Consider the following 14,694-nt stretch of genomic DNA (forward strand, 5'->3'; position numbering starts at 1 on the left):
ACGCCCGGTTACATTCCGAACCCGGAAGCTAAGCCTTACAGCGCCGATGGTACTGCAGGGGGGACCCTGTGGGAGAGTAGGACACCGCCGAACAATTATTCAAAGGGCTGGACCCGGAACTTCCGTTCCGGGTCCAGCTCTTTTTTGGTATGCGTAACGCAAAGTTCACGTTGCGCGCCGAGCATCCCAGCATGGGTACTGCTGCAATGCTCAGGGCCGCCGGCGTCGGAGTCGGTGACGAGGTCATCGTGCCTGCCTTCGGGAACGTGGAAGTCGCCGAGGCCGTGACACTGGCCGGTGCGCTTCCGGTGTTCGCCGACATAGATCCGGTGACCTACTGCCTCGACGTCTCGGCGGTGGAGGCGGCGGTAACTGCCCGGTCCGCGGCCGTGGTTGTCGTACACCGCTTCGGACGGTGGGCCGGCATCCGGGAGTTGCACGCGCTGGGGCAGCGGCACGGGCTGCTGGTCCTGGAGCAGGGCGAGTCCGAGGCGCCGTACGACGAGGTCGCTCAGCGGCGGCAGCGGGCCGCCTACCTCGATGCGAAGCTGCGCGGGGTGCGGACGCCGGACGGTGGCGACGGGCACACCTACCAGCAGTACGTCGTGCGGGTGCCGGGGAACGGCCGGCCCGACCGGGACGCCTTCGCACGCGCCCTGCGGGGCAAGGGAGTCGACTGCCGGGTGCCGGTGAAGACGCCCGTGCACCGGCTGCCGGAATACCGGCGCTGTGTCTCGCTGCCGGAAACCGAGCTGGCGGCCGAGGTGACGCTGGCGCTGCCCGTGGACGCCTCGTTGACGAAGCGGGAGATGCAGCGGATCGTCTCCGCCTGCAACGCCCTCGGCGGACTGCTGCAGCCCGCCTTCTGAACGAGTTTGGGAACTCCGGTCCGTTCAGGGTATGATCTATTCCGTTGCCGCGGGGGAAACCCCGAAAAGGCGACAGGCCCCTATAGCTCAGTCGGCAGAGCGTCTCCATGGTAAGGAGAAGGTCAACGGTTCGATTCCGTTTGGGGGCTCCGACAAGAAAAGTCCCGCCCGAAAGGGCGGGACTTTTCTGCGTCCTCTTCCGTCCCCGCCCTCAGTCCTTCTGAAGGCCGGGGACCCGCATCGCCAGAATCGCCATGTCGTCCGACGGAGCGTCCGACGCGAAGCGCTCCACCGCGCGCATGATGCGTGCGGCGACCGCACCCGCCGTCAGACCCGTGCAGGTCGTGAGGACATCGGCGAGGCCGTCGTCGCCGAGCATGCGCGTGCCCTCCCGGCGCTCCGTCACACCGTCGGTGACGCACAGGAGGACATCACCCGGGTCGAGGGTGATCGTCTGCTCGTAGAGTTCCAGGTCCTCGATGACGCCGAGGAGCGGCTGGGGTTCGGCGGCGGCCTCCACCGTGCCGTCCTGGCGCAGGCGCAACGGCAGCGGATGGCCGGCGCACACCACCTTCATCTCCGCGCTGCCGTCCTCCTGCGGGCGCATCTCGCCGTACAGGAGGGTCAGGAAGCGGCTGCGGGCACCCTCGTCCAGGATGGCCGAGTTGAGGCGCTCCAGGACCGCCGGGCCGCTGAGGCCCTCCCGGGCCAGCAGGCGCAGCGCGTGCCGCGCCAGGCCCGTCACGGCGGCCGCGTTGGGGCCCGTACCGCAGACGTCGCCGATGGCGAAGCCGTACGTGCCGTCGGAGATGGGGAAGACGTCGTAGAAGTCGCCGCCGACCTCGTTGCCCTCGCCGGCCGCGCGGTAGATGACCTCGACCTCGACGCCTTCGATGTGCGGGGTGCCCGGGGGCAGGAGGCTGCGCTGGAGGGCCTGGCTGATGGCCGTGCGCTCCGAGTACAGGCGGGCGTTGTCCAGGGCCAGGGCGGCCCGGCGGGACAGGTCCTCGGCCAGTTCCAGGATCTCCTGGCGGAAGTGTTCGTCGGTGGGCTTGCCCAGGGTGAGCATGCCGATGACGCGATTGCGGGCGACCAGGGGGAGGACCACGATCTCGCCGCCCACGGCGGAGGCCGTGGCGAGCGTCGGGCCGATGGCGGAGGACACCTGGCGTGCGGGGCCGCCGGTCAGGCCCAGGCTGCGCATGGAGCTGCGCAGGGCGGCCTGGTGGGCGTGCTCGCCGGGGGCCGTCCAGACCCGGGCGCCCGGGGTGGGTACCGGGTCCGGCGGGGGCACCTTGGAGAGCAACGACTTGATGCCGTCGATGAGTTCCTCGTCCTCGTGCAGGACGTACGACAGGTACGGTTCGGAGGCCTGGTCGGCGATCGTGTACACCGCGCACCAGGTGGCGAGGGTCGGGACCGTCATCTGTGCCATCAGGGCGAGGGTCTGGTCGCGGTCCAGGGTGCCGGCGAGCAGGTCGGAGGCCTCGACCAGGAAGCTGAGCGAGCCGCGGCGCAGCCGCTCCAGCTCGCCCAGGCGGGCCGACTCGACGGCCAGGGCGATGCGGTCGGCGGCGAACTGGAGGCGCAGCGCCTCCTCGTTGGAGTATCTGCCCGGGGCCTCCGCGGCGACGCCCAGGGAGCCTGTGAGGCGGCCCTCGACCTTCAGCGGGACCGTGACGACCGAGCGCATGCCGGTGCCGCCCAGGAGGGGGACCGCGCCCGGAACGGCCGTCAGGTCCTCGTGGACGGCCGGCATACGGGCCGAGCCGTAGCGGCCGGGGCCGGCTTCGACGGGTACGCGCGCGAAGCGCTGACGGGCCGACGGCAGCCCCGTGGAGGCGCGGACCTCCAACTCGGTCTCGTCGTCGGTCGCCAGGAGCAGGAAAGCGGAGTCGCCGTCGAGCATGTCGCGGGCGCGCTCGACCGTGCGCTGGAGGAGACCGTCGAGGTCGTCCGGGGCCGGCGAACCGATGAACACCTCGAAGGGGTCGGCGCTCTGGCCGTCGGAGGCGCCGCCGCCGTCGGAGGCGGGGAGGCGCAACGGGGTCTGGAGGACGGCGCGTTCGTGGTCGCGTACCAGGAGGCAGACGGTGGAGGGCTCGCCGCCGGTGTCGCGGACTCTCAGGTGCGAGGCGTAGACGGAAGTGACCCGGCCGTCGGCGCCGCGGATGCCGTAACTGCCCTCCCAGCGGGAGAGCTGGAGGGCCTCGGCGACGCCGGTGCCGGTGCCCGGGGTGTGCGGCCAGGCGGCGAGGTCGGAGAGCGGCTTGCCGGTGACGTCGGCGGCGGTGTGGCCGAAGAGTTCCTCGGCGTCCTCGTTCCAGGCCGTGACGGAGCCCTTGCGGTCGATCTGGACGACCGCGACCCGGACCCGGCCGTCGGCGAGGGGCAGCAGGTCGGCGGGGAGGGACGGGCCGGCCGCGCGGGTGCCCACCGGGCGCTCGGGGAGATCGAGCTGGAACCAGACATTCTTGAACGTGGGTGTGTACTCGACGCCCCAGCGGGCGGCGAGGGCCGCGCAGAGCTGGAGGCCGCGGCCGCCCTCGCGGTCGGGGCTGCCCATGTTGACGGCGGAGCCCTGCAGCGGGACCTCGCGTTCCGGGTAGCGGTCGGCGACCTCGATGCGCACGCCGTCGTCCGAGCGCAGACACAGGACGTCGGCGTGGGTGCCCGCGTGCACGACCGCGTTGGTCACCAGTTCGCTGGTGAGGACCACGGCGTCGTCGACGACGTCCGCGAAGCCCCAGCCCTGGAGCGTGTCGCGGACGAAGGCCCGGGCGGTCGCGACCGATCGCCCGACGGGCTCGAAGCTGGCGGCCGCGCGCGCGGTGATCACAGAACTCCTCGACCGGTTCTCGACGTACGGGCTTCCCTGGCCGGCCGACTCGTGCCGCTGCTGCGGCATCCGCTCGCCCGTGGGCCGTGGCTCCGGGGTGTGTCCCCCGGGGATCACTCCGGTGGTCATGGTCTGCGGCCGCCCCTCCGAATGCCCGCTCGTTCTCGTGCCACCGCCCAGGCCGAACAAACCGGCGCGGCTGGACAGCCGCATGCAAGGTTACTTACCTTCGCCGTCCGAGCGGATGCCGGTCGCCAGTGTTTACGTCCCCAGGGTGTGCGGACGATGTGCGAAGCTGCCGAACTGTTATGGCCTGGTTCGGCCAGGGTGAAACACTGGGCAAGCTTCTGATGAAGGTACGGGCAGGCTGAATGCGTTGTGTGTACAGCGGGCAGCAGCCCCTGGTGTGGCCGGATCCGATCTGGCAGAAAGACGCAGCAGTAACGGGTACGCCGAAGTAAGCGCTACGCCGACTACGGCGGTATCCGAGCACAGCGGTACGGGCACAGTGGTAACGGTCGACCCCTGCGGGAGGGACACAGTGGAGTCTGGCGCAGCGGCGCGGGGCACTAAGGCGCGCGCGAAAGGCGGACCGTCCCTGAGCAGGCAGCGGGGCGGCGACGGGACCACCACGGTGGACACGGCTGCCCTGAACCGGCTGCTGGCGGCTCTCACGTCGATGAGGGACGGCAACTTCCGCAAGCGGCTCACGGTGTCCGGGGACGGCGTGATGTCGGAGATCGCGGCGGTCTTCAACGAGGTCGCCGACCGTAATCTCCACCTCACGGGTGAGCTGTCACGGGTACGGCGCGTGGTCGGACGTGAGGGAAAACTCACGGAGCGGCTGGAGACGGGTGCCTGCGAGGGCTCCTGGGCGACCGCCGTGGACAACTCCAACGCCCTCGTCGACGACCTCGTACGGCCGGTCTCCGAGGTGGGCCGGGTCCTCACGGCGGTGGCCGAGGGCGATCTGTCGCCGCGGATGGATCTGCGGTCGCCGTCGCCCGACGGGGCCGGGCATCCGCTGCGCGGTGAGTTCCTGAAGGTCGGCCGGACCGTCAACAACCTGGTGGACCAGCTGTCGACGTTCACCGACGAGGTCACGCGTGTGGCCAGCGAGGTGGGTACCGAGGGCAAGCTGGGCGGACAGGCCCGGGTGCGCGGTATGTCCGGTTCGTGGCGGGATCTGACGGACTCGGTCAACACGATGGCGTACCGGCTGACGGCCCAGGTGCGGGACATCGCGCTGGTGACGACGGCGGTCGCCAAGGGTGATCTGTCCCGGAAGGTCACGGTTCAGGTGGCCGGCGAGATGCTGGAGCTGAAGGAAACCGTCAACACGATGGTGGACCAGCTGTCGGCGTTCTCCTCCGAGGTGACCCGGGTCGCCCGTGAGGTGGGTACGGACGGCATCCTGGGCGGCCAGGCGCATGTGCCCGGGGTCGCCGGCACGTGGAAGGAACTCACCGACTCGGTCAACACCATGGCCGGAAACCTGACGGCCCAGGTGCGCGGGATCTCCGAGGTGACCACCGCGGTCGCCAGTGGTGACCTGTCGCGCAAGGTGACCGTTCCGGCACGCGGTGAGGTCGCGCAGCTCGCCGAGACGATCAACCAGATGACCGAGACGCTGCGGATCTTCGCGGACGAGGTCACGCGCGTGGCGAACGAGGTCGGTGCCGAGGGGCAGCTCGGCGGGCAGGCGAACGTGCCGGGCGCGGCGGGCACCTGGAAGGACCTGACGGACTCCGTCAACACGGTCTTCCGGAACCTGACCACCCAGGTGCGGGACATCGCCGCGGTGACCACGGCTGTGGCCAACGGTGACCTCTCGCAGAAGGTCACCGTGGACGTGGCCGGCGAGATGCTGGAGCTGAAGAACACCGTCAACGGCATGGTCGACCAGCTGTCGTCGTTCGGTGCCGAGGTCACCCGCGTGGCCCGGGAGATCGGTGTCGAGGGTGAACTGGGCGGCCAGGCGCAGGTGGCCGGGGCCGCCGGTACCTGGAAGGACCTGACCGACTCCGTCAACACCGCGTTCCGCAACCTCACCGGTCAGGTGCGCAACATCGCCCAGGTGACGACGGCGGTGGCCAACGGTGACCTCTCGCAGAAGGTCACGGTCGACGTCTCCGGCGAGATGCTCCAGCTGAAGAACACCGTGAACACGATGGTGGACCAGCTCTCCAGCTTCGCCGACCAGGTGACGCGGATGGCCAGGGACGTGGGCACGGAGGGCCGTCTCGGCGGTCAGGCCCGCGTGGACGGCGTCTCGGGCACCTGGAAGGAGCTCACCGACTCCGTCAACTTCATGGCCGGCAACCTCACCTCGCAGGTGCGGCAGATCGCCCAGGTGACGACGGCGGTGGCGCGGGGCGACCTGTCCCAGAAGATCGACGTCGACGCGCGCGGTGAGATCCTCGAACTGAAGAGCACCATCAACACGATGGTCGATCAGCTCTCGGCCTTCGCCGACCAGGTCACCAAGGTGGCCCGCGAGGTGGGTACGGAGGGCCGGCTCGGCGGTCAGGCGCAGGTGCCCGGTGTGGCGGGTGTGTGGCGGGACCTGACGGACTCGGTGAACGGCATGGCCGGCAACCTCACCGCCCAGGTGCGCAACATCGCCCAGGTGGCGACCGCGGTGGCCCGGGGTGACCTGTCGCAGAAGATCACCGTGGACGCCCGCGGTGAGATCCAGGAGCTCAAGAACACCCTGAACACGATGGTCGACCAGCTGTCGTCGTTCGCCCAGGAGGTCACGCGCGTGGCGCGCGAGGTGGGCACCGAGGGCATCCTCGGCGGCCAGGCCGAGGTGCAGGGGGTCGCGGGCACGTGGAAGGACCTCACGCAGTCCGTGAACTTCATGGCGAACAACCTGACCATCCAGGTCCGCAACATCGCCGAGGTCACGACGGCGGTCGCCAAGGGCGACCTGTCGAAGAAGATCACCGTTGACGCGAAGGGCGAGATCCTCGAACTCGTCACGACGGTCAACACGATGGTCGACCAGCTGTCCAGCTTCGCCGAGCAGGTGACCCGGGTGGCCCGCGAGGTGGGTACCGAGGGCATCCTGGGCGGTCAGGCGCACGTTCCGGGTATCACGGGTATCTGGAAGGACCTCAGCAACAACGTGAACCTGATGGCCAACAACCTGACCACGCAGGTGCGGAACATCTCCCAGGTCGCGGCGGCGGTCGCCAACGGCGACCTGACCCGCCAGGTCACCATCGAGGCGAGCGGTGAGGTGGCGCAGCTCGCCGACACCATCAACACGATGGTCAAGACGCTGAGTTCGTTCGCCGACCAGGTCACCAAGGTGGCCCGTGAGGTGGGCACGGACGGCATCCTCGGCGGTCAGGCGCACGTACCGGGTGTGGCGGGTACGTGGAAGGACCTCACCGAGTCGGTGAACGGGATGGCGTCCAACCTGACCGGCCAGGTGCGCAACATCGCGATGGTCACCACGGCCATCGCCAAGGGCGACCTGACCAAGAAGATCGACATCGACGCCCGTGGCGAGATCCTCGAACTCAAGACGACGATCAACACGATGGTCGACCAGCTGTCCAGCTTCGCCGAGGAGGTCACCCGGGTGGCCCGTGAGGTGGGCACCGAGGGGCAGCTGGGCGGTCAGGCACGCGTGCGTGACGTCGACGGCACCTGGCGGGACCTCACCGAGTCCGTGAACGAGATGGCCGGGAACCTGACCCGGCAGGTGCGTGCCATCGCGCGCGTGGCGACCGCGGTGACCCGTGGCGACCTGAACCTGAAGATCGACGTGGACGCCTCCGGCGAGATCCAGGAACTCCAGGACTACATCAACAAGATGATCGCCAACCTGCGCGACACCACGGTCGCCAACCAGGAGCAGGACTGGCTCAAGGGCAACCTGGCGCGCATCTCGGCGTTGATGCAGGGCCGCCGCGACCTGGCGGACGTGGCCTCGCTGATCATGAGCGAGCTGACGCCGGTGGTCTCCGCGCAGCACGGCGCGTTCTTCCTGGCGATGCCCCTGGTCGACGGCAAGGACCTGGGCGCCGAGGCCGAGGACGTCTACGAGCTGCGCATGCAGGGGTCGTACGGCTACTCGATGGGCTCCATGCCGACGTCGTTCCGGCCCGGTGAGGCGCTGATCGGCACGGCCGCCCAGGAGAAGCGCACGATCCTGGTGGAGAAGGCGCCCACCGGCTATCTGAAGATCTCCTCCGGGCTCGGCGAGGCCCCGCCGGCGCAGGTGATCGTGCTGCCGGTGCTGTTCGAGGGCAATGTCCTCGGAGTGATCGAGCTGGCGTCCTTCACGCCGTTCACGCAGATCCAGAAGGACTTCCTCAACCAGATCGCCGAGATGATCGCGACCAGCGTCAACACCATCTCCGTCAACACCAAGACCGAGGTGCTGCTGAAGCAGTCGCAGGAGCTGACCGAGCAGCTGCGGGAGCGGTCGGCGGAGCTGGAGAACCGGCAGAAGGCCCTCCAGGCGTCCAACGCCGAACTGGAGGAGAAGGCCGAGCTGCTGGCCCAGCAGAACCGCGACATCGAGGTGAAGAACACCGAGATCGAGGAGGCCAGGCAGGTCCTGGAGGAGCGTGCCGAGCAACTCGCGGTCTCCATGCGCTACAAGAGCGAGTTCCTCGCGAACATGTCGCACGAACTGCGCACCCCGCTCAACTCGCTGCTGATCCTGGCCAAGCTGCTCGCCGACAACGCCGAGGGCAACCTCTCGCCGAAGCAGGTGGAGTTCGCCGAGACCATCCACGGCGCCGGCTCCGACCTGCTCCAGCTGATCAACGACATCCTCGACCTGTCGAAGGTCGAGGCGGGCAAGATGGACGTCTCCCCGACGCGTATCGCGCTGGTCCAGCTCGTGGACTACGTGGAGGCCACCTTCCGGCCGCTGACCGCGGAGAAGGGCCTCGACCTGTCGGTGCGGGTCTCCCCGGAGCTGCCCGCCACCCTGCACACCGACGAACAGCGGCTGTTGCAGGTGCTGCGCAACCTGCTGTCCAACGCGGTGAAGTTCACCGACTCCGGCTCGGTGGAGCTGGTGATCCGCCCGGCGAGCGGCGACGTGCCGGTGGGGATCAGGGAGCAGCTGCTCGAGGCCGGTTCGCTCAGCGATCCGGACGCGCCGCTGATCGCCTTCTCGGTGACCGACACCGGCATCGGTATCGCGGCCAGCAAGATGCGGGTCATCTTCGAGGCGTTCAAGCAGGCCGACGGCACGACCAGCCGCAAGTACGGCGGTACGGGTCTCGGTCTGTCGATCTCGCGGGAGATCGCGCAGCTGCTCGGCGGTGAGATCTACGCACAGAGCGAGCCGGGCCGTGGTTCGACGTTCACGCTGTATCTGCCGTTGCACCCCAGCGAACTGCCGCCGCACGGCTACCAGCAGTCCGTGCCCGCGCTGGAGGCCGGGGACCTGGTCGCCTCGCAGAACCACGGCTCCGAGCTGACCGGCGTGGAGATCGAGACGCCGGCCGAGGTGAAGTCGTACCAGGAGACCCAGAACGGTGCCGCGGCGCTCTTCCGGCGCCGCCGCCGGGCCATCCCGCAGATCGCCGAGTCGTGGCCGGTGCTGGCCGAGCAGGAGGCGACGTCCCCGGCGCCGCGCCGGGGCGTACGGTTCGGCGGGGAGAAGGTGCTGATCGTCGACGACGACATCCGCAACGTCTTCGCGCTGACCAGCGTTCTGGAGCAGCACGGTCTGTCGGTGCTGTACGCGGAGAACGGCCGTGAGGGCATCGAGGTCCTGGAGCAGCACGACGACGTCGCGGTCGTCCTGATGGACATCATGATGCCCGAGATGGACGGCTATGCGACGACCACGGCGATCCGTCGGATGCCGCAGTTCGCCGGGCTGCCGATCATCGCGCTGACCGCCAAGGCGATGAAGGGCGACCGGGAGAAGGCGATCGAGTCCGGCGCCTCCGACTACGTCACCAAGCCGGTCGACCCCGATCACCTGCTGGCGGTGATGGCGAAGTGGATGCGCGAGGAGTGACCGGAACGGACGGATGTGATGTGAACGTTTCGGGAACCTTCCGTGTGCACGGGGAGTTGCTGACTCAGGGTTGCGGAACCCGTGTAGAAGTGCGGGATTGGGGGAACCTTCTGGTCCCCGGCTGCGTTTCTGCTACGTGCACAGTGACATCGCGGTGACAGGGTGTGGCGACAGGCGGGGTGCGGCTACCATGACCGGCACAAGGACGGGCGGCGAAAGGGAGTCGTCCCCTGGGGCGGCGCCCGGTGCACATCCGGGGCGAGGAGGGCGGGCCATGGTGCAGAAGGCCAAGATCCTCCTGGTCGATGACCGGCCGGAGAATCTGCTGGCGCTGGAGGCCATCCTCTCTGCGCTCGATCAGACACTGGTGCGGGCATCGTCCGGGGAGGAAGCGCTCAAGGCACTGCTCACGGACGACTTCGCGGTCATTCTGCTGGACGTCCAGATGCCGGGCATGGATGGTTTCGAGACCGCGGCACACATCAAGCGGCGGGAGCGGACCCGGGACATCCCGATCATCTTCCTCACCGCCATCAACCACGGTCCGCACCACACCTTCCGGGGCTACGCGGCGGGCGCGGTGGACTACATCTCCAAGCCCTTCGACCCGTGGGTGCTGCGCGCCAAGGTCTCGGTCTTCGTCGAGCTGTACATGAAGAACTGCCAGCTCCGTGAGCAGGCGGCGCTGCTTCGGCTCCAGTTGGAGGGTGGCGGCAAGGGCGCGGTCGTCGGCAAGGAGTCCGCGGGGCTGCTCGCCGAGCTGTCGGCGCGGCTGGCGGCCGTCGAGGAGCAGGCCGAGGCGCTGTCCAAGCAGCTGGACGACGAGTCCGCGGACGCGGCGGCGGTGGCCACGGCGGCCCATCTGGAGCGCAAACTCACCGGCCTGCGCCGGGCGCTGGACGCCCTGGAACCGGGCACCGGCGGCGGCGCTCCACCGCTTCCCTCGCAGAACTGACCACGACTGCGGCCACAGTTGCCGATGAGCGCGCGTCAGTTCCGCGCCCCCGCAAGGGCGACACGAACGGGTGAAGCAGTGGGCACACGTGTCCCTTGTCGCATCCCCCGGTAACCTCACACCCATGGCCTCACGTCCCTCGGCAGCCAAGAAGCAGCCCCCGAAGAAGGCCGCTCCCTCGAAGGCGCCGGCGAAAAAGGCCGCCGCGAAGAAAGCCCCGGCCAAGAAGGCGCCCGCCAAGAGGGCCGCGGCGAAGAAGGCCGCGCCGGCGCCCAAGCCGGCGCCCAGCCCGACCGGGGGCGTCTACCGCCTGGTGCGCGCCCTCTGGCTCGGCCTCGCGCACGCCGTCGGCGCCGTCTTCCGCGGCATAGGACAGGGAGCCAAGAACCTGGACCCGGCCCACCGCAAGGACGGCATCGCGCTGCTCCTGCTCGGTATCGCCCTGATCGTCGCCGCCGGCACCTGGGCCGACCTGCGCGGCCCGGTCGGCGACCTGGTGGAGATCCTGGTCACCGGCGCCTTCGGCCGCCTCGACCTGCTCGTGCCGATACTGCTCGCGATGATCGCCCTGCGGTTCATGCGCCACCCCGAGCAGCCGGAGGCCAACGGCCGGATCGTGATCGGCCTGTCGGCGCTCGTCATCGGCGTGCTCGGCCAGGTCCATATCGCCTGCGGGTCGCCCGCCCGCAGCGACGGCATGCAGGGCATAAGGGATGCCGGAGGCCTCATCGGCTGGGCGGCGGCGACCCCGCTGACGTACACCATGACCGAGGTCCTCGCCGTACCGCTGCTGGCGCTGCTCACGGTCTTCGGGCTGCTCGTGGTCACCGCGACCCCGGTGAACGCGATCCCGCAGCGGCTGCGCGCGCTCGGCATCCGCCTCGGGCTGCTGCACGACCCCGAACCCGACGAGTACAACGAGTACGACGAGCAGACCGACGACGAGCGCTACGACGAGCAGTGGCGCCAGGCGCTGCCCGCACGCTCCCGCAGGCGCTCCGGCGCTCCCCAGGACTACGATCCGGACGTCGCCGAGCAGGAGGCCCTCGCCAAGCGCCGGGGCCGCCCGCGGCGCTCCGCCGTGCCGCAGCCCGAGATGGGCCGTCGGATGGACGCCGTGGACGTCGCCGCGGCCGCCGCTGCCGCCCTCGACGGCGCGGTCATGCACGGCATGCCGCCCTCGCCGCTGGTCGCCGACCTCACCCAGGGCGTCAGCGTCGGCGACCGCGAGGACACCACGCCCACGCCCGTGCCGGCCCCCAGCCCCAGCCCCACTCCGGTCCCGGCCGCGCGGCCCAAGCAGGAGAAGCTCAACGTCGAACCGGTCGTCGCCGACCTGACCAAGCCGGCCCCCGAAGAGCCCCGCGACCTGCCCCCGCGCGCCGAGCAGCTCCAGCTCTCCGGCGACATCACCTACTCGCTGCCCTCCCTGGACCTGCTCACCCGGGGGGGCCCGGGCAAGTCGCGCAGCGAGGCCAACGACAAGGTCGTCGCCTCGCTCTCCAACGTCTTCTCCGAGTTCAAGGTCGACGCGCGCGTCACCGGCTTCACCCGCGGTCCGACGGTCACCCGCTACGAGGTCGAGCTCGGCCCCGCCGTGAAGGTCGAGCGGATCACCGCCCTCACCAAGAACATCGCGTACGCCGTCGCCAGCCCCGATGTGCGGATCATCAGCCCGATCCCCGGCAAGTCCGCGGTCGGCATCGAGATCCCCAACACCGACCGGGAGATGGTCAACCTCGGTGACGTGCTGCGGCTCGCCGAGTCCGCCGAGGACGACGACCCGATGCTGGTCGCCTTCGGCAAGGACGTCGAGGGCGGCTACGTCATGCACTCGCTGGCCAAGATGCCGCACATCCTCGTCGCGGGCGCCACCGGCTCCGGCAAGTCGTCCTGCATCAACTGCCTGATCACCTCCGTCATGATGCGGGCGACCCCGGAGGACGTCCGGATGGTCCTGGTCGACCCCAAGCGGGTCGAGCTGACCGCCTACGAGGGCATCCCGCACCTGATCACGCCGATCATCACCAACCCGAAGCGGGCCGCCGAGGCGCTGCAGTGGGTCGTACGCGAGATGGACCTGCGCTACGACGACCTGGCGGCGTTCGGGTACCGGCACATCGACGACTTCAACCAGGCCATCCGGGACGGCAAGCTGAAGACGCCGGAGGGCAGCGAGCGGGAGCTCAAGACCTATCCGTATCTCCTGGTGATCGTCGACGAGCTCGCCGACCTGATGATGGTCGCGCCCCGGGACGTCGAGGACTCGATCGTGCGTATCACGCAGCTGGCGCGGGCGGCCGGCATCCACCTGGTGCTCGCCACCCAGCGCCCGTCGGTCGACGTGGTCACCGGCCTCATCAAGGCGAACGTGCCCTCCCGGCTCGCCTTCGCCACCTCCTCGCTCGCCGACAGCCGCGTCATCCTCGACCAGCCCGGCGCCGAGAAACTCATCGGCAAGGGCGACGGGCTCTTCCTGCCGATGGGGGCGAACAAGCCGACCCGTATGCAGGGCGCGTTCGTCACCGAAGAAGAGGTCGCGGTGATCGTCCAGCACTGCAAGGACCAGATGGCGCCGGTCTTCCGGGACGACGTCACCGTGGGCACCAAGCAGAAGAAGGAGATCGACGAGGACATCGGCGACGACCTCGACCTGCTGTGCCAGGCGGCCGAACTGGTCGTTTCCACGCAGTTCGGCTCCACCTCCATGCTTCAGCGCAAGCTGCGCGTGGGCTTCGCCAAGGCGGGCCGGCTCATGGATCTCATGGAGTCGCGCGGGGTGGTCGGGCCGAGCGAGGGGTCCAAGGCGCGCGACGTTCTGGTGAAACCCGATGAGCTGGACGGAGTGCTTGCTGTGATCCGTGGGGAGTCTGAGGGGTAGGTCTGTCTCAGGGCCACGGGCGCCTGCGGACCGGGTGGAGGCGGTCGTGATCCACCCGTTAGAGATCGTCGGGCAACCGTTTCCCTTTGACGTACGTCAAGTTGAGCGAGAGGAAAGGTGGGTACCCCACCCTGGGGCGCACGCCTGACCCGTCATCGGGATGCCCGGCCATACCGATGGCGTACAAAGTCCCACCGCCCGGTTGCCCCACCCTTTCGTACCCCCCATAGACTGAACTTCCAGCACAGGCGGCTACACGCTCGAAAGGCGCCCCCGTGTCCATCGGCAGCAACTCCCCTGAAGACGAGCGTCCGTTCCCAGACGTGTCCGAGGAAAACCGCCCCTCCGTAGGCCGAGCCCTCAAGCAGGCCCGCATCGCCGCCGGGCTGACCGTCGACGAGATCAGCGGGAGCACCCGGGTCCGCATCGCCATCGTGCATGCCATCGAGGCCGACGACTTCGCCCCCTGCGGCGGCGACGTCTACGCCCGCGGGCACATCAGGACCCTGGCCAAGGCCGTCGGCCTCGACCCCGAGCCGCTGCTGGCGCAGTTCGCGGCCGAACACGGTGGTGGGCGGCCCGCGCCGACGCCCGCCGCCCCGCTGTTCGAGGCGGAACGTATCCGCCCCGAGCGCCGAGGACCCAACTGGACGGCGGCCATGGTCGCCGCCATCGTCGTCGTGATCGGTTTCGTCGGCTTCACCGCCTTCAAGGGCGGCGACGGCGACGACGCCAAGCAGTCGGTCGCCGGTGGAGCCGCCCCGACGACCAGCAAGCCGGCCTCACCGACCCCCAAGGAAAGCAAGCCCGACAAGACCCCCGAGCCCTCCGACAGCGCGATCGCCGCCGCACCCCAGGACAAGGTCACCGTCCAGGTCAGCGCGGTGAACGGACGCAGCTGGATCTCGGCCAAGGACCACAACGGCCGGATGCTGTTCGACGGGCTTCTGAAGAAGGGCGACTCCAAGACCTTCCAGGACAGCTCCAAGATCAACCTGATCCTCGGTGACGCCGGAGCCATCCAGCTCTACGTCAACGGCAAGAAGATCGAGGACCAGTTCCGGCCCGGAGCCGTGGAGCGTCTCACCTACACCAAGGGCGACCCGGAAGTCGGATAACCGTTCGGATCGAGCACGTACCCAAGGGGTT

6 protein-coding genes, 1 tRNA gene and 1 rRNA gene are annotated in these 14,694 nt (G+C 69.3%); 7 read left to right on the plus strand and 1 reads right to left on the minus strand.

Translation table 11 applies throughout. The features are described 5' to 3' along the window. The 3 genes from rrf to ACGFZQ_RS48510 form a co-directional block, all read left to right on the plus strand. Positions 1-93 (plus strand): 5S ribosomal RNA (gene rrf, locus ACGFZQ_RS48500); the annotation flags it as partial. A 113-nt stretch (positions 94-206) separates the two neighbouring features. After that, entirely contained in the window at positions 207-869 is a 663-nt protein-coding gene (locus tag ACGFZQ_RS48505) for a DegT/DnrJ/EryC1/StrS family aminotransferase (RefSeq protein ID WP_393845971.1), read from the plus strand. Positions 870-945: 76 nt separating this feature from the next. Then, positions 946-1,018, plus strand: a tRNA-Thr gene (locus tag ACGFZQ_RS48510). A 62-nt stretch (positions 1,019-1,080) separates the two neighbouring features. Here the strand turns inward: ACGFZQ_RS48510 and ACGFZQ_RS48515 are convergent. Then, positions 1,081-3,837: a SpoIIE family protein phosphatase gene (locus ACGFZQ_RS48515; protein ID WP_351728260.1), complete on the minus strand. Its 2,757-nt coding sequence runs from the start codon at positions 3,835-3,837 to the stop codon at positions 1,081-1,083. Positions 3,838-4,249: 412 nt separating this feature from the next. Here ACGFZQ_RS48515 and ACGFZQ_RS48520 point away from each other — a divergent pair, with 412 nt between their 5' ends. The 4 genes from ACGFZQ_RS48520 to ACGFZQ_RS48535 all read left to right on the plus strand — a co-directional run bounded on the left by ACGFZQ_RS48520 (position 4,250) and on the right by ACGFZQ_RS48535 (position 14,663). After that, positions 4,250-9,709, plus strand: a complete 5,460-nt coding sequence (locus ACGFZQ_RS48520; protein WP_351728262.1) for a HAMP domain-containing protein — start codon at positions 4,250-4,252, stop codon at positions 9,707-9,709. A gap of 274 nt (positions 9,710-9,983) precedes the next feature. After that, positions 9,984-10,664, plus strand: coding sequence for a two-component system response regulator (locus ACGFZQ_RS48525; protein ID WP_393845924.1), 681 nt, complete (start codon positions 9,984-9,986; stop codon positions 10,662-10,664). Between the two features lie 124 nt (positions 10,665-10,788). After that, a complete protein-coding gene (locus ACGFZQ_RS48530) occupies positions 10,789-13,545 on the plus strand; it encodes a DNA translocase FtsK (RefSeq protein ID WP_393845925.1) in 2,757 nt (918 codons plus the stop codon). A gap of 275 nt (positions 13,546-13,820) precedes the next feature. Beyond that, positions 13,821-14,663, plus strand: coding sequence for a RodZ domain-containing protein (locus tag ACGFZQ_RS48535; protein WP_351728269.1), 843 nt, complete (start codon positions 13,821-13,823; stop codon positions 14,661-14,663). Positions 14,664-14,694 lie beyond the last annotated feature (31 nt).

It is taken from the genome of Streptomyces sp. NPDC048254 (genome assembly GCF_043201895.1).
Classification (GTDB): Bacteria; Actinomycetota; Actinomycetes; order Streptomycetales; family Streptomycetaceae; genus Streptomyces.